Below are 17,903 nucleotides of genomic sequence, written 5' to 3'. Positions count from 1 at the left end.
TATAGCTTTCAGTTTTAGAGCTGAAAGCTACAGGCAGCTTTTTAAAAAATGGGGGAATCGAATTGTTAAACAGACTACTCATATACAGAAATCTGTTAAAAGATGACTTGGTGCAAAAGGTGTTAAATTTTCTTAAAGAACTGGATCAATCCGGCGAGAAAGACCATTGTTCCTTACAGAATCAGTATTCTGAAATAGCTGCATCGCTGCTTAAATTTGGATTTGAAGAAAATGTAAAAGATGCTTTGTGGGAAAATTATATTAAGCATTTGATTCTTCAGGATGAAAATATTTTTAGCCTTTCCTGCGAAAAGAGCAATCATTGTACTGATTCAACTATTAAGGAAGCCTTAAAAAGAGATTTGATAATTTTAAATGATTTTTCCTGCTTAGATTGGGATGTAATTGCATCCAAGATTGGAATAGAGCCTTTAACTTTTTTAAGTACGAAGGAAGAAAAAAAGATCAATATTGATGACGAAATCTTTAAACTCGCTGACTACTATTATAAAAATGGCTGTGGAATAATGGGGAAATACCAAGCTTTCAGATGGGATAATGGATTAAAGGGAATAGAAAAACCTGATTCCGTAAGACTGGAAGATTTAATTGGCTATGAAGATCAAAAGAAAACCTTGATTGAGAATACCGAGGCTTTTTTACAAGGAAAAAAAGCAAATAATATTCTACTGTTTGGAGACAGAGGGACAGGAAAATCGTCTTCTGTTAAAGCACTTTTAAATGAGTATGCCCATAGAGGTCTCAGATTAATAGAACTGTCAAAGCATCAGTTGATTGATTTTAATAAGATCATATCGCAAATTAAAGACAGGAACAGATATTTCATTATTTTTATGGATGATTTGTCTTTTGAAGAATTTGAAACGGAATATAAATACATGAAAGCAGCTATAGAAGGGGGAATAGAGAAAAAACCTGATAATGTACTGATCTATGCTACCTCCAACCGAAGGCATTTGATTAAAGAAACCTGGAATGACAGGCAAAATTCTGATGGAGAAGTACATATTTCAGATTCTATTCAAGAAAAAATTTCATTGGCCGATCGATTTGGAATTACTTTAACCTATACATCACCAAATCAAAAAGAATATTTGGAAATTGTAGAAGGATTAGCAAAAAAGCATGGTATTGATATGCCTCCGGAGGAACTGCAACGAAAGGCCCTTCAATGGGAAATGTGGCATAACGGTCGTTCAGGAAGAACTGCACAGCAATTTATTGATTATATGTTAGGGCAGCAATAAATCCTTTTACATTATATATGTTTAGTATTTTGTATTCAGGCTTTGAATATGTTATATTAAATAATGTTAAATTTATAAAAATTTTGGGAGGGTATACTATGTTTAAAGATATTCATTACAATGAATATACTAAAGAATTTTTGGAACAGTTACCTAAAGGAGTCTTTCTGACAGTAAAAGATGGTGAAAAAATCAATACTATGACAATTGGATGGGGTAATATAGGAGTGATCTGGAGTAAGCCTATTATTACTGTTGCAGTGCGTTATTCCAGGTATACATATGATTTTATCAATCACAGCGATGAATTTACCATCAGTATTCCACTTAATGGTCAGCTCAAAAAGGAATTAGGATACTGCGGAACGAAGTCGGGAAGAGATGTTGATAAATTTAAAGAATGTGGACTTTCTGCAGTAAAAGGAAGAGAAGTGGATACACCTGTTATTGGAGAATGTGACCTTTTTTACGAATGTAAGGTTGTATATAAGCAGGCAATGGAACCTGCAACATTAGATCAAATAATTGATGAAAAATGTTATTCCAATCATGATTATCATGTGTTATACTATGGGGAGATTGTCTCATCTTATATTAAAGAAAAATAGACTGAAAGTTTTAGAAGAAAAGGAGTAAGACAAATGAATTTGTATCAACAATGGGAAAAAATGATCGAAGAACAAGGCAGAAGTAAGAAAGTAGACTACAACAAATTTATTGAAGAATATCTTCAAAAAGAGAAAGAAGTCTATGAACAGATTTTGGCGGATCATACTCAAACAGTAAGTGGAACTTGCAGTGAGTTGGCTAAGAAATTCGGTATGTCCGCTCCTGAATTTGCAGGTTTCATAGATGGGATTAATACCAGCTTAAAAGAAGAAATCAATCTGGAAGAATTAACTGAAGATACCCATGTAACGCTTGATATCGATTATGAAAAATTATATTGGAACATGTTGGATGCTCAAGCAGAATGGTTATATACTCTTCCGGCATGGGAGAATATTTTAACAGAGGAAAGAAGAGAAGAAATCACAAAAGACTATAAACAATCCAAGATTGTTGTAAAACCTAAAAAAGTTGGACGAAATGAACCCTGTCCATGCGGTAGTGGATTAAAGTATAAAAAGTGTTGTGGAAAGTAACTATTCCAAAATATTTGTAAATAATAAAAGCCACCTTAGGTGGCTTTTATTATTTTGTATTAGATCCTAAAACGTTTTTAATTTTATCTTCTACTAATTTTTCAATTCTATCTCTAGCAGCGCCAAGATATTTTCTTGGATCGAATTCAGCTGGCTGTTCCCCAAATACTTCACGGATAGCAGCTGTCATAGCAAGTCTGATGTCTGTATCCATATTAATTTTACATACTGCCATAGAAGCTGCTTTTCTTAACATTTCATTTGGAACTCCGGCAGCGCCTTTAATGTCTCCGCCATATTTATTACAAAGCGCAACAGATTCTGGATCAACAGAAGAAGCACCATGTAATACGATTGGGAAATTATGAATGCCAGCAGCTTCTAATTTGGCAGTAATAGTTGCCAAACGATCAAAATCCAACTTAGCTTCACCTTTAAATTTATATGCACCATGGCTTGTACCAATAGCAACTGCTAAAGAATCAACGCCTGTTCTTTTTACGAAATCAACAGCTTGGTCAGGATCGGTGTATGTAGCATCAGCAGCAGATACTTTAACTTCATCTTCAACACCTGCAAGTTTACCTAATTCAGCTTCTACTACAACTCCTCTTGCATGGGCATAATCAACTACTTCTTTTGTTTTTGCCACATTGGTTTCATAGTCGTAATGAGAACCGTCAAACATAACAGAGGTAAATCCAGCTTCAATTACTTCTTTTACTGTTTCTAAATCAGGACCATGGTCCAAGTGAAGAGCAACATCGATTCCAGTTTCTTCGATTGCAGCCTCAACCATTCTTCTTAAATATCCTGGGCCTGCGTATTTCAGAGCACTTTTGGAAACTTGAAGGATTACAGGGGATCCTAATCTTCCTGCAGCTCGGGTGATTGCCTGAATGATTTCCATGTTGTTGATGTTAAAAGCACCAATTGCATATTTTCCTTCGTATGCCTTCTGGAACATTTCTTTTGTTGTTACTAATGCCATTTTATTATTCCACCTTTCAAAAATTTAATCGTCTGATGATGAAAACGATGCATCAGAGAAATTATTCCATATTATTATAATGTTTAATGTTACGGATTACAACATCTTTGGCAGTACTTTTCCATAATATTTTTTTATGCTATAGTGAATAAGTAATAATTAAGGTAATATTATTAATATGTCAAATCATTAAAATTTATGTAAAAGAGGTGAGAGAAATGCCATTGTTTAAAAAGGAAAAAAAAGTTTTGGAGCTTATGAATCAGCATATAGAAGCAGTAATTTATTGTAACCAGTTATTTATTGAGGCATTGGAAGTACTTAATGAAAAAGGCACGGGCTTTGAAATAGAAAGAATGGCTAAGGAAGTAGGAGAAGCTGAAACTGAGGCAGATCACATTCGCCACGAAATCATTCACTCCCTTTTAAAAGGAGTACTTTTGCCTGAATCAAGAAGAGAAATATTAAATATTATAAAAAAGATGGATGATATTGCTAATAAATGTGAAGAAATTATCAAGCAAATTTATCTTCAAAATATTGAGTTTTTTGATGAACTAAAGCCTGCTGTCAAAGAAATTAATTTAAAAACAAAACTGCAGCTTCAATATTTACAGGAATTAATTAATAAGATCTTTGGCCAATTTTATCAGGGAGAAGAGTACCATAACCAGCTTGCTGATATCGTAAAGCTGGAATCAGAAATTGATGAGATTGAATATAATGCAATACGTACGTTATTTAATATGGATATAGAATTGGCAAAGAAAAATCAAATTAAAGCGATCATATCTGATATTGCAGAGTTATCCGATATTGGAGAAGATATTTCAGATATGCTGGAAATGATTATGGTATTAAGAAAGGTATGATTATTATGATATCACCTTCAGTCATTTCTGGAGCCATTTTAGGCTGGGCATTAGGAAGCAATGGTGCAGCCAATTGCTTTGCTGCTGCAGTTTCTACAAGAATAGTAAAATATAGAACGGCAATTATACTTACCGCAGTATTCGTAATTCTTGGCGCTTGTTTGGAAGGAAGCAAAGGAGTACACAAAATAAGTGATTATTCTTACAACAGTGGCATTAATACTCCAATGAAAGCATTTTTAGTTATGTTGGCAGCCGCCATTACAATCACATTAATGACTGTCATTCATTTACCGGTATCTACGTCCCAGGCCGTGATAGGGGCTATTATTGGAGGAGCTCTTTTAGAAGGGAAGGCAGATTTTTCAGAGTTGTTCAAGTTTTTTTATGCATGGTTTTTAACGCCCTTTGGAGCGATTATCATTGCCTTTATTTTATATAAGAGCTTTGAACTGTTTATAGAAAAAAGAATAAAAGATTATGTAATATATGATCAAATTATTAAAGCAGGGTATTACATTTCTGGGATTTTTTCAGCGTATTCTTTAGGTGGTAATAATGTAGCCAATGTAACTTCTGTTTATGCCGGAAAAATCAATTTGCTTACTACTAAGCAGGCTGTATTCATCGGAGGTTTAACGATAGCTCTTGGAGTACTTACATATAGCAAGGGAGTTATGAAAACGGTAGGCGAAAGTTTGGTTACACTTTCTCCTGTTTCAGGACTTATTTCCGTATTTACGGGAGCGATTGTAGTGTATATTTATACACAAATTGGTATTCCCGTATCTGCTTCTCATGCTATTGTGGGGTCAGTTATTGGCATTGGATTAGTAAAAGGAGTAAATACTATTAGCATTAAAGCGATTCGCAACATTTTATTCGGATGGTTTGGAACTCCGGCAATTTCCGGGGTAATTAGCCTGCTGTTTTTTAATTTATTTTCTACTTGAATTTATAAAAAAAAAGGAGTAGAATAATGCACAAAATTGTAAAGAATATATTGAAAATATGTAATGAATTATGGGAGATGACCCTATGGAAGATATGATCAAGAAAATCATTGAGATTGATAATAGAGCATTTGAACAGAAGCTAGCCACTGAAAAGAGAATAAAAGAGAATGAAAGAAAGCTTAAAGAAGTTTATGCTGATATGGAAAAAGAAATTATGCAAAAAGCTAAAGAAGAAGCAGAAAAAAAATATGAGGAAGAGATGGCTAAATTTACTAAAGTAATCAATGAAATTAAAGAACAAGGAGATCAGGAAATCAAAAAATTAGAAGCCCAATTTAATGTTATTCATGAAAAATTATCAGAGTCCTTGTTTAAAGAAATTTTTGAGCTTTCTTAGGAGATGTTTATAAATGGGGAATGTTACTGGCTTTGCCGCAGTTAATACAAAACTTAGAGTAAAAAAACGAAAATTCTTGACTGACGAGGATTTTCGTATTTTACTTTCTAAAAATTCTGTTGGTGAGATTACAAGATATCTCAAAGAGCATCCAGGCTATAAAGAGGTGTTAAGAAATTTTGATCCATCAGATGTTCATAGAGGAGATCTGGAAATAGAACTGATCAAAAATATTGTTCATCAGATAGAAGCGATCCTATCTTATTTCCAAGGAGATTATAGGCAGTTTTTTTTAAGTCTTTTAATAGAATATGAAATAGAAGATTTAAAACTGATTCTTAGAATGATCAGCAGAAACGAAGATATTACAAAAATAAAAGACAGTCTTGTTCATTCAGAAAAATACAGTCACCTGGATTATGATCAGTTGCTTCAATCAAAAAATGTTGAACAGTTTCTGGAGAATTTAAAACATACTATTTACTATCATCCCTTAAAAACCATTACCGATGAGGATATTACCAAAAGAGTATTTCATATTGAAATGAAATTAGAAACGATGTTTTATGGAATTTTAATTGAAAAAGCAAATAAATTATCAAAGGAAGATCAGCAGCTGGTGAAAGAAAGTATCGGAACAAATATAGATTTAATTAATATCCAGTGGATTTATAGGGCGATGAAGAACTATAGTATTTCTCCTGAGGAAATACTTATTTATTGTATTTCTAATGGATATAAATTAAATTATTTAAAGTTAAAAGAATTGGTTTATTCTAAAAATATAGAAGCGTTTATAGAAAAAATAAAGCAAACACAATATAAGTTTATTTTTCCAAACGATCAGGATGTTTTTATTGAAAGAAGAATCGAAAGATATTTATTCAATCTCTACGGGATGAGACGAAAGCAAAATTCCATGAATATAATGGAGTGCATTTCATATATTTACTTCTTGAAATATGAAGCAAAGGATATAATATCCATTATTGAATGTATCAGATATAATTTAGATAAAGAGCTTTCAAAACGATATTTGATTAGAAAGGGATAAGAATGAAACGGGGGCAGTACTATGGCTGTAGAAAAAATGGTCATGATGAATTTAGTCGGTGCTCTGGAAGATGAAGATAAAATACTGGAGCAGATTATTTTAATGGGAAATGTACATTTACAAACTGATTTGAGTGAACTTTATGAAAGTCATTTTGCTCTCCATGTTTTGGAAGAAAGTTTAAATGAAATGAGAGAAAATGGAGAGGTCAACACGAGAGGTCCCAATGATGAAAATTATTCCGAAGTATTAAGCAGGATTGAATATATATCAAAGGCTTTGGATATTAAGCCTAAAGTGGATCAGGCTTTTCTTGAAAGTTCCTTTGAATACGGTTCCTGCAAAAACAGTATCGACGAGATGTATCATAAAGTTAGCCCAATTTATGAAGAAATCCTGAAAACAAAGGAAACTATAAAGAAATATCAGGCTTTCAGGGAAAGCATAAAATATATTTTAGATAAAAATATTGACTTCAGTGGATTGGGAAAACTCCATTTTTTTAATTATAAAATAGGAAAGATATCCCATGAAGATAAATTGGAAATAGCTAAAAATTATGAAAACATTACGGCAATTGCCAAAGCTATTGGGACAGGCGACGGACTAGAAGTTTTTTTAATCATTTATCCTCAAAAATTCGAAATGGAAACAGAAAGGATTTTAAAATCTGTTAATTTTGAAGAGGTTAAAATTCCAGAGGAGTTAAGGGGAACTCCTATAGAAATGAATGAACAGATAGAAAAGATTTTAAGACAGGAACAAAATAAGCTTAATGAGCTCTATCAAAAAATAAGGGAAATGAAAGATACTTACCAGGATTTCATTTGCCAAGCAATTACCAGAGTTAAAATGACGCAAAAAATAAGTAATATTAAAGAAAACATAGAAAGAGGCAATAGTGTGTTTATTTTATCCGGTTGGGTTCCGGAAAGCCAAAAAGAGAAGATTACAACTCAAATATCGACTGTAAGTAATAAGTTCATGATAGTGTTTAAAGATATTAATGAAATAGGGAAAAGCATTATGCCCCCTACCAAATTAAAAAATCACAAATGGTTTCAACCCTTTGAGAATTTGGTTAAAATGTATGGAACACCAAGTTATACGGAGTTGGATCCTACAGTGTTTTTAACCATTACTTATTTACTTACATTTGGAGCGATGTTTGGAGATGTGGGGCAAGGACTGATTTTTGTACTTGCTGGATACATTCTGTCGAAGAAGCAAAAAGATTCTTTCTTTGGTCCTATCGCTATGAAACTTGGAATGAGTTCTGCGATATTTGGCTTTTTCTACGGAAGTATCTTTGGAAATGAAGAATGGATTCCGCATATAGTCCGTAGTGTATTTGGCTCTGAAAGCATTATGACAAAACTTATTATAAATCCTATGGAAAATATGAATCTGATACTTATTTCTGCAGTTGTTCTTGGAGTGATTTTACTTCTATTTGGATATGGATACAGCATGATCAATTGCTTAAAAGAAGGTAATATACAGGATGGATTGTTTGGAAGAAACGGTTTAGCTGGTCTTGTATTTTATATTGCCTTACTTTTAATAGTTTATGATATTGCCTTTGCTCCAATTATTATCCCAAGAGGGATATTGATTACATTAATAGTTATATCTATGATTCTTATGGTCATCAGAGAACCATTGGCCAATAAACTTCAAAATAAACTGCCACTTTATCATGAAGAAGTTTCAAGCTACTATGTAGAAAGTGGATTTGATATTGTAGAGACTATTTTAAGCCTTGCAAGTAATACAATTTCTTTTATCAGAGTGGGGGCTTTTGCTCTGAATCATGTTGGATTGTTTTTAGCATTTAAAACAATGGCTGAAATGGCTAATGGAGGGGTAGCCGGAATTATAATAATGATCATTGGCAATATCATTATTATAGGACTGGAAGGGTTAATTGTATTTATTCAAGGCTTACGTCTTCAATATTACGAATTATTTGGCAAATATTTCAAAGGTGAAGGTGTTGAATTTAAACCTATTCAATTTATCGATTAATTTTTAGGAGGGATAACATGAATTTATTATTAATTATTGCAGGTATTATTGCAGGAATTACGGTTATTTTAGGATGCATAGACTATTTTAAGAAGAAGGAAACATCAAAAAGTCAATTGAAAAAATCTATTGGTATTAGTGCAGGATCTTTTGCTGCTGTATTATTGGGGGCGATTACAATGCTCGTTCCGGACATTATAATGGCTGCCGAAACTGCTGCTGCATCGGGAGCTAATTCAGGGTCTGGTCTTGGATTCATTGCTGCTGCCCTAAGTACCGGTATGGCTACTATAGGAGCAGGTTATGCAGTAGGTGCTGTTGGTTCTTCTGCTTTAGGTGCTGTTTCTGAAGATCCCAAAATTCTTGGGAAAACTCTTATTTTTGTTGGATTGGCAGAAGGTATTGCAATTTATGGTTTGATCATATCTATTATGATTTTAGGAAGGTTATAATATGAAATCATTTGTAATAAGTGATAATCATGATACTTGGGTTGGCATGCGCCTTGCAGGAATCAGCGGGGTTGTTGTTCATGAGAAAGATGAAATATTGAAAGAAATCGATAAAGTGTTGCAAGATAAAGAAATAGGTATACTTATTGTTACTGAATTAATCATGGAAATTGCAAAAGAAAAGCTCATGGAATTAAAAATGAAACCCAATTATCCTCTTGTGATCGAAATACCCGACCGCCATGGATTTAGAAACAACGATAACAGAATTATGAGTTATATTAAAGAATCCATTGGGATAGGCATATGAGGTGAGCGAAATGGTTACCATAGAAGAGAAATTAAGTTTATTTTCTAAACTGGTATATCAGGACATACTAAATGAATCCGAAAAAAAGATAAAAGAAATCGAAGAAAAAAATGCAAGATTGATTGAAGAATACAGAAAAGAGCTCATTGAAAAATCTAAGCAGATCACTTCAAACATGGATAGAAAAATTGAACAGAAGAAAAGTGAAATGCTTAGTAAAGTTAAGATGGAAGCAAAGCAAAAATTACTGTCCAAAAAAGAAGAGCTGCTTGAGCTTTTAATTGAAGAGCAAAAAAATAAGGCAAAAGAGTTTATTCGTACTGATGCTTACGTTTTGTTTTTTAAAAAAAATTTTGAAGCTATTTTAAATGAATTGACTGATATTAAAGGATTACGTATCGAAATATTGGAACGTGATCGTAAAATTTTTCAGGACTATATACAACAGGCAGCTATGGCCAGAGGCATTCCTTTAGAAAATATCTCCTATCTCGAAGGAAGCAAAGGGATGATCGGAGGTATAATCGTATCCAATTTGGAAGGAACCATTCGCTATGATGCTTCTATTTCCTCTTTGTTAGAGGATAAAAAAGCTTTTATTATGGAAAGAATGTATGAAGAATTAGAAAAAGTTGGTGATATAGGTTGACAACAGATAGAGAAGGAATTGTAACCCTTGTCAATGGACCTGTAGTAAAAGCTAAAAATATGTCTTTTTTTAAAGTAAGAGAAATGGTTACAATCGGAGAAAAACGTTTAATTGGAGAAATCATATCTTTAGAAAAAGATGAGGCGACTATTCAGGTTTATGAAGAAACAGAAGGCCTAAAAGCCGGAGAGAAAATAAATTCCACAGGAATGCCACTTTCAGTAAAACTAGGGCCAGGACTTATTGGAAACATGTTCGATGGAATTCAGAGGCCTTTAAAGACTATAGAAAGTATTTCTCCTAATTTTATTCCAGAAGGTATAGGACTTCTATCGATTGACGAAGAGAAAAAATGGGATGTAAAAATGTTAGTAAAAGAAGGTGATTATTTAAAGCAAGGTCAGGTATTTGCAGAAGTACCAGAAACCCTTGTAATCACCCATAAAATTATGGTGCCTCCGAACATAAGTGGAAAAGTGATTTCCGCGAAGGAAAATGGATCGTATTCCATTCGGGAATGCTTAATCGTTTTAGAAGATGATGATGGAAAAATCCATGAATTAACAATGGTTCAGGAGTGGCCGGTAAGAACTCCAAGACCTTCAGCCAGAAGAATACCAATTAAACAACTTTTAAGGACAGGTCAAAGGGTGTTGGATATATTTTTTCCTATTGCAAAAGGAGGTACGGCTGCCGTACCCGGAGGATTTGGAACAGGAAAGACAGTTACTCAGCATCAGCTTGCCAAATGGTCCGATGCTGATATCATTGTGTATATAGGATGTGGCGAACGGGGCAATGAAATGACTGCTGTTTTGGAGGAATTTCCAGAGCTCATTGACCCAAGGACTGGAAAACCCATTATGGAAAGAACAATTCTCATAGCCAATACTTCCAATATGCCTGTGGCAGCCAGAGAAGCCAGTATTTATACAGGAATTACCATGGCTGAATACTATAGAGATATGGGGTATGATGTTGCTATTATGGCAGATTCAACTTCCAGATGGGCTGAAGCTTTAAGAGAAATAGCTGGAAGATTGGAAGAAATGCCAGCAGAAGAAGGATATCCAGCATACCTTCCTTCAAGGCTAGCAGAATTCTATGAACGGGCTGGGATGGTTGAAACGTTTAATGGCGAAGAAGCTTCCGTAACGATTATAGGGGCTGTATCTCCTCCAGGGGGAGATTTTTCTGAGCCGGTAACAGAAAATACAAAGCGATTTGTTAACGCATTTTTGGCTCTGGATAAAAAGCTGGCATATGCAAGACATTATCCGGCCATAAACTATTTAACCAGTTACAGTGGTTACATAAAGATGTTAGAGGAATGGTACCGTGAGAATGTCGGTGAAGATATTATAGAACTTAGAGCAAAAATGTTAAAAATTTTACAAGAAGAAAATAAGCTTATGGAAATTGTACAACTGGTAGGTGAAGATGTACTTCCTGACGATCAAAGACTGATCCTTGAGATTGCAAAAGTACTTAAGAAAGGCTTTCTTCAGCAAAATGCTTTGCATCCGGAGGATACATATGTTGAACTGGCAAAACAGTACAAAATGATAAAGACAATAAATCATTTATATGATCGCGCATACAAATGTGTTAAGTCAGGCATACCAATTTCGCAAATAAGAAAAGAAAGACTGTTTGATGAAGTCATTAAAATAAAATATAGTGTACCCAATGATCAAATAGATTTAATTGATGATGTTATAGAAAAAATTGATCAGTATTATGAGCAATTAGAAAGCAAATATAAAGACTAAATGTATATTAACGATGAATTGAAAACCTTTGCCGGAAGTTGGCGGAAAGGAGGATAATGTGAGGAAAGAATTTCTTAGCTTGAATAAAATAGAAGGTCCTCTGATTATACTTTCAAAAGTTGAAGATGTTGCCTATGGAGAAATAATAGATATTACAGTAGATGGTAAGACCCATAGAAAAGGTAAGGTTGTAAAAATTGATAATGATAAAATCGTAGCTCAGGTCTTCGAAGGAACATCAGGCTTATCCACCCAAAATACTTCTGTAAGGTTTACAGGAACTCCATTGGAAATTCCTTTATCAAAGGATATTTTGGGGAGAACTTTTAATGGAGTGGGTAATCCGATTGACTCTGATTTTCCGATTTATTCTGATAAACGTTACAATATAAATGGAAGGCCGATCAATCCAGTTTCAAGACAATACCCGAGAGATTATATCAATACAGGAATATCTGCAATAGATGCCTTAATGACCCTGATCAGGGGGCAGAAACTTCCTATTTTTTCCGGGAATGGACTACCCCATAATGAATTGGCTGTTCAAATTGTAAAGCAGGCAAAAATCAGAGGAGCGGAAGATGGAAATTTTGCTATTGTATTTGGTGCTATGGGGGTTCGTCATGATGATGCGGATTATTTCATCAGAAGTTTTAAAGAATCAGGAGTATTAGAGCGGGTAGTAATGTATCTCAACTTAGCAGATGATCCGATCATTGAGAGAATTTCTACTCCCAGATGTGCTTTAACGGCAGCAGAATATTTGGCTTTTGAATGTGGTATGCATATTCTTGTCATTTTGACAGACATGACAAGTTATTGTGAGGCATTGCGTGAACTTTCAGCTGCAAGGGAGGAAGTACCCAGCAGAAAAGGGTATCCTGGATATTTGTACAGTGACCTGGCTACAATATATGAAAGGGCTGGCATGTTAAAAGAAACGGAAGGGTCCATCACACTTCTTCCTATACTGACTATGCCGAATGATGATATTACCCATCCCATTCCAGACTTGACGGGGTATATTACAGAAGGACAAATTGTATTAAGCAGAGAACTGTATCAAAGTAATATTTATCCACCTATTTCTGTATTGCCTTCTTTGTCCAGACTTATGAAGGATGGAATTGGTGAGGACTATACAAGAGAAGATCATGGAGATTTAGCAAACCAAATATTCTCATCCTATTCAAAAGTTCAGGATATCAGAGCGTTGGCACAAATTATCGGAGAAGACGATTTGTCAGAGATAGATAAAAAGTATCTGGAGTTTGGGCAAAGATTTGAAGAGGAATTCTTAAGTCAAAGCATGGATGAAAACCGTTCTATAGAAGATACACTTAATCTCGGATGGAAATTAATCTCTATTCTTCCGAAGGAAGAACTTGACAGACTTAATCCGAAGTTAATAGAAAAATTTTATATAAATTAAAGGGGCGAACACTGTTCGCCCGAAAACATTTATAAAAGGGTGATTTTGATGGCAGTACTCGTCGCACCGACCAAATCCAATTTAATAAAAGCAAAAAGTGCTCTAGAGCTTTCACAGAAAGGATTTGAGTTATTAGATAAGAAAAGAAATGTTCTCATTCGTGAAATGATGGAACTGATGGATAAAGCGCAAGAAATCCAAGGGAAAATCAATACTATTTTTGAAGAAGCTTATAAGGCGCTTCAAGTAGTAAACATCACACTGGGAATTCAAAATGTTGAAGAAATTGCTCTGTCTATTCCAAAAGATGAAGAGTTTGAGATTCTACTTAAAAGTGTAATGGGAGTAGAAATTCCTTCAATTAAATATGTAAAAAAGGATGTAGAGCCTTCTTATGGTTTTTATCGCACGAATTCTGCCCTTGATTTTGCTGTGATCAGGTTTAATGAAGTTAAATATTTAATCTATGAGCTTACAGAGATTGAAAATTCAATTTACAGATTAGCAAAAGAAATAAAGAAAACCAGCAAAAGAGCCAATGCTTTAGAGAGTATTCAAATTCCTAAGTATAAAGAACAGGTAAAATATATCCAGGAAGTATTGGAGGAAAAAGAAAGAGAAGACTTTTTCAGATTAAAGCGATTAAAGAAAGGATAAATTCCATGATTTTTCTAATTATTTTTATAAGTATAATAATCCTTGACCAATGGACAAAAAAGCTCGCAGAAAAAAATCTAAAATCTGGAGAATCCAGGCCGATATTAAATAATATAATGAGATTAACACTTCATAAAAATAAAGGAGCTGCGTTGAATTTATTTGAAAATCATTCTGGATTTATAAAAATAGTTACAGCTCCCACTATTTTATTTGCTATAATATATTTATTAAAAATCATCAAGAATAAAGGCTTTACTTTAACTAAAATTGCTATTGCATTCATAGCAGGAGGAGGAGCAGGTAATTTAATTGATAGAATTAAAAAGGGGTATGTGGTCGATTTTTTTTACTTCAATTTTAAAAAATGTCCTATATTTAATATAGCAGATTTATTCATCATTTTTGGAGCAATACTGTTGCAGTTTTTACTCCTTTTTAAAAAAACTCCTATTGATTAAACTATAATAATTGGGGGATTAATATGTCTGAAAAGCTAGTTCAAATTGTATCTGTTAGTGATTTAAAGCCTGGTATGATTTTAGGAGAAGATGTTTTTAATTCTGTAGGGTTAAGGCTATTAACCAGTGGAACAGTATTAAATGATAAGAATATTGCTAAGCTTCATATGTATGGAATAGATTATGTCCACATTGTTGAAGAATTTTCTATTGAGTATGCAAGGAAAAATGAACATGAAGTTCTTAAAAGCCAGAGTATTAGAAAGTTAAAAACCTTTAAAGCTTTTGAAAAATCTTATAATCACGGTGTAAACCAATTGCATAATCATATTGTTGACATAGGAGAAGGTAAAAGTATTAATATATCTGAATTGTTTTCAATAAGTGAAGATATGATGGCAACAATGGAATCTAAAAGAGATCTGTTTGCTTTTCTTCATAACTTGAGAATGGTCGATGACTATACTTATACTCATTCTATTAATGTTTCTCTTTTATGCAATATATTTGGTCAATGGGTTGGGTTAAGTGGAGAAGATCTTAAGAATATTACTGTAGCTGGGTTAATACATGATATCGGAAAAACGAAAATTGATCCTGCAATATTGAATAAGCCTGGGAAATTAACCCCTGAAGAGTTTGAAGAAATAAAAAAACATACAGTTTATGGCTTCAGAATGGTAGAGAAGCAAAATATCGACAAGAATATAAAAATGGCAGTACTGATGCATCATGAAAAATTTGACGGATCGGGTTATCCTTTAGGCGCAAAAGGCGAGCAAATTAATGAGTATGCCAAAATTGTGTCAATAGCAGATATTTACGATGCAATGACTTCAAATCGATCTTACAGAGAAAAGTTTTGCCCTTTCAGAGTTATCGAATCTTTTGAGCAAGAGTCTTATGGTAAGTTGGATACAAGATTTCTGCTGGAATTTTTGAAAAACATTGCTTATAATTATTTGAATTGTTGGGTGAGACTATCTACCGGAGAAGAAGGAGAAATTGTTTTTATTAATTCCCATCACCTTTCTCGTCCCATTGTTCGGGTAGATAATACTTTAATCGATATGAGTGAAGAAAAGGATTTGTTTATTGAAGAAATTATTTAATTATTTTATAGTTTAAAATTAAAATGGATATTATAGGCACTTGATTTTTCATATGGATATGATATAATTATCATAAATTAAGCGATCTCATTTCCTGGAATGATCGACGAACCTGCTATTTTGAACCTACAGATATTGATAGGGAGTTCAATATTCTAGAATGGATGTCGGGCCTCAAGTTAATTCCCTTTTGGGCGGAGGAAGGCAGAAATTCTAATGAGAACACCCACCTAGCTTGAGCTAGGGCGTCAAAATGCAGGGAAACGACATTTTGGGTTTTGAGATGAAGTAAACACACCTGCGTTGTACAGGTGTGTTTTTTGTGTTTTTGTAAGGCTTGTTTTATTTAAAAATCAAATGACCTGGTTCAGCAAGGAGAGGGTCCCCTTGTGAACTAGGTCATTATTTTGCAAAGCATTTCATAAACTCATTCACTGATGTGAAATCTTTCTTATATTTGTATATCGTTATCTCTGCTTCAGATTCAGTAGAAATAATATTTTTTAAGTCTTCTTCCGTATATGAATCAAAATCTATGATAAACAGATCGCTGTTGGTGAGGGTATACACTTTACTAAACTTTTCCAAAGCTTTATCGGATAATCGAATTGGAGTAAAGGAAAATTTAGGATAATGGATATGAATAACCTCTAAATTCATAAACAATTCTTCAGCTTCTTCGATGTATTTTTCTAAAGATTTAATGAATATATTCTCATAATTCGGGCATAACAGTTCTACTTGCTCTTTTAATTGATGTAAGTGGTATAACACTGGAGCGATATGATTAGCAATGCTATTTACAGTAAGAACATTTTCAGATTCTGCAATAATGCTTTCAGCAAAATCAAATACGCCTATAACGCCAAGTAATTCATTTTCAACATTTTCAATGACAATGGGTACAAATAGGGAACCAGATGCGTCACTCAAGGTATTAGACAGTTCAGCAGGAAGATAGAGAGGGATTTCATCTTTACTGTTGAGTATAAAATTCTCACCTTCGAGGAGGCAGCTTAAATCTTCTGAAAGAGAAAATTCGGAAGGACAGTTGTCTATATTAATGGAGTTTAAAACTTCAAAAGCATTCTTTTTTGGATTATATAATGCAAATAATCCTGTCTTCATACCAAAAGAAATCTCTAAAGTATTGAGTGTCAGTTGAGATAATTCTTCAATGGTTTTGGCACTATTAATGTTTTTCATAAGGCTGTTAAGTGACATAAGGCGGTCGAATTTTTTCTGCAATAATTGCTTTTGCTCATTTGCTTGTTTAAAGTATTTGGCATTGGATAAGGCAATATAACTGGAAGAAGATAAACTTTCGATTAATTCAAAAATCCCTTTGTGATAAGGTCTGTCTGCCAAATTTTTTCCTAGTGTTACAAAGGCCAATAATTCTGTATTCTTTGTCACCATAACTATATATAGAGGGTCAAGGGCTTGAACTGTTTCATATCCATTATGATAAAGGCTGTTGAAATAATCTATGTCCTCTGGATTCTGCATGTCCAATATAGTTTTGGAAGGTTTAATTTCAGCATTTGGGGTTAAGTATAATGAAATATTGAGCATTTTAGAAGGGTGAAAAGCATCTTTCATTGCTCTAAGTTTGAATGACTCTGAAATTTCATCATACAGGAAAAAAGCCGTAACAGAACTTTGGGTCAACTCAGAAAAGACGTCAATTGAAAGAGTATAAAGATTAGATAAGTTAAGTTCACTAAGAAGCACTTTTGAAGAATGATTGATTGCAAAGAGATTAAAGATTTTTTCATCTAGCTCTGCTTTTGCATTATGAAGATCCTGATAACTTTTATAATTGGACAGTGATGTATTAGAGAGCTGCATTAATGCTTCTGCAATGATATAATCGTCTTCGTTAAACAGCGCTTTTTTATTCATTCGGTTTACTAATATAAAACCATATAACTGGTCTTCTATAATGAGTGGAATACAGAGATTGGATGGAAATACTTTAAGAAGATCAGAGGGAAGGAAGCGCTCCATATCTTCTGTATTCATTATATGTCCATGGAATTTGGCAATCATATCAAAGCTTTCATCAAAAGGCAGAATATAAGTACTGAACTTATATCCTTTGGACTTAATTAATACATATCGATCTTCTTGCTTTGAAAATACTGCAATTTGATCTACAATCAGAAGTTCAGTTACAAAATCATAGGTATATTCTAGGATTTGGCTGGCACTAAATCTCTGAGAAAAGAATTCTATAGCTTGAAGTAATCCTGTATAACGGTACAATTGGCTCGTAATATTGTTACTTTTCTTTTGCTCATCAATCCTTGATAAAACATCTTCATAATTCATTTCTATTTCCTCC

At 33.5% G+C, this 17,903-nt stretch carries 18 protein-coding genes and 1 other RNA gene; 17 read left to right on the top strand and 2 right to left on the bottom strand.

The window, feature by feature from the left end; genetic code table 11:
* Window positions 1-62 precede the first annotated feature (62 nt).
* The 3 genes from JOD07_RS15405 (at window position 63) to JOD07_RS07855 (ending at window position 2,413) form a co-directional block, all read left to right on the top strand.
* Complete coding sequence (locus JOD07_RS15405) at window positions 63-1,268, top strand: ATP-binding protein (RefSeq protein WP_243429280.1); 1,206 nt, start codon at window positions 63-65, stop codon at window positions 1,266-1,268.
* Between the two features lie 98 nt (window positions 1,269-1,366).
* Window positions 1,367-1,876 carry a flavin reductase family protein gene (locus JOD07_RS07860; RefSeq protein ID WP_204613270.1) on the top strand — a complete coding sequence of 170 codons (510 nt, stop codon included), beginning with the start codon at window positions 1,367-1,369 and terminating at the stop codon, window positions 1,874-1,876.
* Between the two features lie 33 nt (window positions 1,877-1,909).
* Window positions 1,910-2,413, top strand: coding sequence for an SEC-C metal-binding domain-containing protein (locus JOD07_RS07855; RefSeq protein ID WP_158740320.1), 504 nt, complete (start codon window positions 1,910-1,912; stop codon window positions 2,411-2,413).
* A 49-nt stretch (window positions 2,414-2,462) separates the two neighbouring features.
* On the opposite strand, the gene fba is transcribed toward JOD07_RS07855, so the two are convergent.
* Entirely contained in the window at window positions 2,463-3,404 is a 942-nt protein-coding gene (gene fba, locus JOD07_RS07850; protein WP_204613268.1) for a class II fructose-1,6-bisphosphate aldolase, read from the bottom strand.
* 218 nt (window positions 3,405-3,622) lie between these two features.
* Between fba and JOD07_RS07845 the strand changes: the two genes are divergently transcribed.
* From JOD07_RS07845 to ssrS, 14 genes are all read left to right on the top strand, one after another.
* Window positions 3,623-4,276 (top strand): DUF47 domain-containing protein, encoded by a 654-nt coding sequence (locus JOD07_RS07845; RefSeq protein ID WP_158740322.1) that lies wholly within the window; start codon window positions 3,623-3,625, stop codon window positions 4,274-4,276.
* Window positions 4,273-5,229, top strand: a complete 957-nt coding sequence (locus JOD07_RS07840) for an inorganic phosphate transporter (RefSeq protein ID WP_204613266.1) — start codon at window positions 4,273-4,275, stop codon at window positions 5,227-5,229. The genes JOD07_RS07845 and JOD07_RS07840 overlap by 4 nt, the downstream gene beginning before the upstream one ends.
* Before the next feature lie 85 nt (window positions 5,230-5,314).
* The gene (locus JOD07_RS07835; protein WP_158740324.1) at window positions 5,315-5,629 is read left to right on the top strand and encodes a hypothetical protein; all 315 of its coding nucleotides are present in this window, start codon (window positions 5,315-5,317) and stop codon (window positions 5,627-5,629) included.
* A 13-nt stretch (window positions 5,630-5,642) separates the two neighbouring features.
* Window positions 5,643-6,683, top strand: a complete 1,041-nt coding sequence (locus JOD07_RS07830; RefSeq protein ID WP_158740325.1) for a V-type ATPase subunit — start codon at window positions 5,643-5,645, stop codon at window positions 6,681-6,683.
* A 21-nt stretch (window positions 6,684-6,704) separates the two neighbouring features.
* Window positions 6,705-8,711, top strand: coding sequence for a V-type ATP synthase subunit I (locus tag JOD07_RS07825; protein WP_158740326.1), 2,007 nt, complete (start codon window positions 6,705-6,707; stop codon window positions 8,709-8,711).
* Between the two features lie 17 nt (window positions 8,712-8,728).
* Complete coding sequence (locus tag JOD07_RS07820; protein WP_158740327.1) at window positions 8,729-9,163, top strand: ATP synthase subunit C; 435 nt, start codon at window positions 8,729-8,731, stop codon at window positions 9,161-9,163.
* Window position 9,164: 1 nt separating this feature from the next.
* Window positions 9,165-9,473 carry a V-type ATP synthase subunit F gene (locus tag JOD07_RS07815; protein ID WP_158740328.1) on the top strand — a complete coding sequence of 103 codons (309 nt, stop codon included), beginning with the start codon at window positions 9,165-9,167 and terminating at the stop codon, window positions 9,471-9,473.
* 10 nt (window positions 9,474-9,483) lie between these two features.
* A complete protein-coding gene (locus JOD07_RS07810) occupies window positions 9,484-10,122 on the top strand; it encodes a V-type ATP synthase subunit E family protein (RefSeq protein WP_158740329.1) in 639 nt (212 codons plus the stop codon).
* On the top strand, window positions 10,119-11,894 hold the full coding sequence (locus tag JOD07_RS07805) for a V-type ATP synthase subunit A (protein WP_158740330.1): 1,776 nt from the start codon (window positions 10,119-10,121) through the stop codon (window positions 11,892-11,894). The genes JOD07_RS07810 and JOD07_RS07805 overlap by 4 nt, the downstream gene beginning before the upstream one ends.
* A gap of 58 nt (window positions 11,895-11,952) precedes the next feature.
* Window positions 11,953-13,326 carry a V-type ATP synthase subunit B gene (locus JOD07_RS07800; RefSeq protein ID WP_158740331.1) on the top strand — a complete coding sequence of 458 codons (1,374 nt, stop codon included), beginning with the start codon at window positions 11,953-11,955 and terminating at the stop codon, window positions 13,324-13,326.
* Between the two features lie 48 nt (window positions 13,327-13,374).
* On the top strand, window positions 13,375-13,983 hold the full coding sequence (locus JOD07_RS07795; RefSeq protein WP_158740332.1) for a V-type ATP synthase subunit D: 609 nt from the start codon (window positions 13,375-13,377) through the stop codon (window positions 13,981-13,983).
* A gap of 5 nt (window positions 13,984-13,988) precedes the next feature.
* On the top strand, window positions 13,989-14,444 hold the full coding sequence (gene lspA / locus JOD07_RS07790) for a signal peptidase II (RefSeq protein WP_158740333.1): 456 nt from the start codon (window positions 13,989-13,991) through the stop codon (window positions 14,442-14,444).
* A gap of 23 nt (window positions 14,445-14,467) precedes the next feature.
* A complete protein-coding gene (locus tag JOD07_RS07785) occupies window positions 14,468-15,556 on the top strand; it encodes an HD-GYP domain-containing protein (RefSeq protein WP_158740334.1) in 1,089 nt (362 codons plus the stop codon).
* An 88-nt stretch (window positions 15,557-15,644) separates the two neighbouring features.
* Window positions 15,645-15,838, top strand: a non-coding RNA gene (gene ssrS, locus JOD07_RS07780) — 6S RNA.
* A gap of 120 nt (window positions 15,839-15,958) precedes the next feature.
* On the opposite strand, the gene JOD07_RS07775 is transcribed toward ssrS, so the two are convergent.
* Window positions 15,959-17,890 (bottom strand): GAF domain-containing protein, encoded by a 1,932-nt coding sequence (locus tag JOD07_RS07775; RefSeq protein WP_204613265.1) that lies wholly within the window; start codon window positions 17,888-17,890, stop codon window positions 15,959-15,961.
* Window positions 17,891-17,903 lie beyond the last annotated feature (13 nt).

Source organism: Defluviitalea raffinosedens (genome assembly GCF_016908775.1).
GTDB classification, from domain to species: Bacteria; Bacillota; Clostridia; order Lachnospirales; family Defluviitaleaceae; genus Defluviitalea; species Defluviitalea raffinosedens.
Note: the sequence above shows the minus strand (reverse complement) of the source record. Positions and strands in the feature narration are given on the sequence as shown.

Bases quoted from the DNA above. Each gene is read 5' to 3' on its own strand.
- JOD07_RS07775 (WP_204613265.1), bottom strand. From the start codon at position 17,890: ATGAATTATGAAGATGTTTTATCAAGGATTGATGAGCAAAAGAAAAGT.
- JOD07_RS07845 (WP_158740322.1), top strand. From the start codon at position 3,623: ATGCCATTGTTTAAAAAGGAAAAAAAAGTTTTGGAGCTTATGAATCAG.
- JOD07_RS07840 (WP_204613266.1), top strand. From the start codon at position 4,273: ATGATTATTATGATATCACCTTCAGTCATTTCTGGAGCCATTTTAGGC.
- JOD07_RS07815 (WP_158740328.1), top strand. From the start codon at position 9,165: ATGAAATCATTTGTAATAAGTGATAATCATGATACTTGGGTTGGCATG.
- JOD07_RS07835 (WP_158740324.1), top strand. From the start codon at position 5,315: ATGGAAGATATGATCAAGAAAATCATTGAGATTGATAATAGAGCATTT.
- JOD07_RS07810 (WP_158740329.1), top strand. From the start codon at position 9,484: ATGGTTACCATAGAAGAGAAATTAAGTTTATTTTCTAAACTGGTATAT.
- JOD07_RS07855 (WP_158740320.1), top strand. From the start codon at position 1,910: ATGAATTTGTATCAACAATGGGAAAAAATGATCGAAGAACAAGGCAGA.
- JOD07_RS07825 (WP_158740326.1), top strand. From the start codon at position 6,705: ATGGCTGTAGAAAAAATGGTCATGATGAATTTAGTCGGTGCTCTGGAA.
- JOD07_RS07820 (WP_158740327.1), top strand. From the start codon at position 8,729: ATGAATTTATTATTAATTATTGCAGGTATTATTGCAGGAATTACGGTT.
- lspA (WP_158740333.1), top strand. From the start codon at position 13,989: ATGATTTTTCTAATTATTTTTATAAGTATAATAATCCTTGACCAATGG.
- fba (WP_204613268.1), bottom strand. From the start codon at position 3,404: ATGGCATTAGTAACAACAAAAGAAATGTTCCAGAAGGCATACGAAGGA.
- JOD07_RS07795 (WP_158740332.1), top strand. From the start codon at position 13,375: ATGGCAGTACTCGTCGCACCGACCAAATCCAATTTAATAAAAGCAAAA.
- JOD07_RS07860 (WP_204613270.1), top strand. From the start codon at position 1,367: ATGTTTAAAGATATTCATTACAATGAATATACTAAAGAATTTTTGGAA.
- JOD07_RS07785 (WP_158740334.1), top strand. From the start codon at position 14,468: ATGTCTGAAAAGCTAGTTCAAATTGTATCTGTTAGTGATTTAAAGCCT.
- JOD07_RS07830 (WP_158740325.1), top strand. From the start codon at position 5,643: ATGGGGAATGTTACTGGCTTTGCCGCAGTTAATACAAAACTTAGAGTA.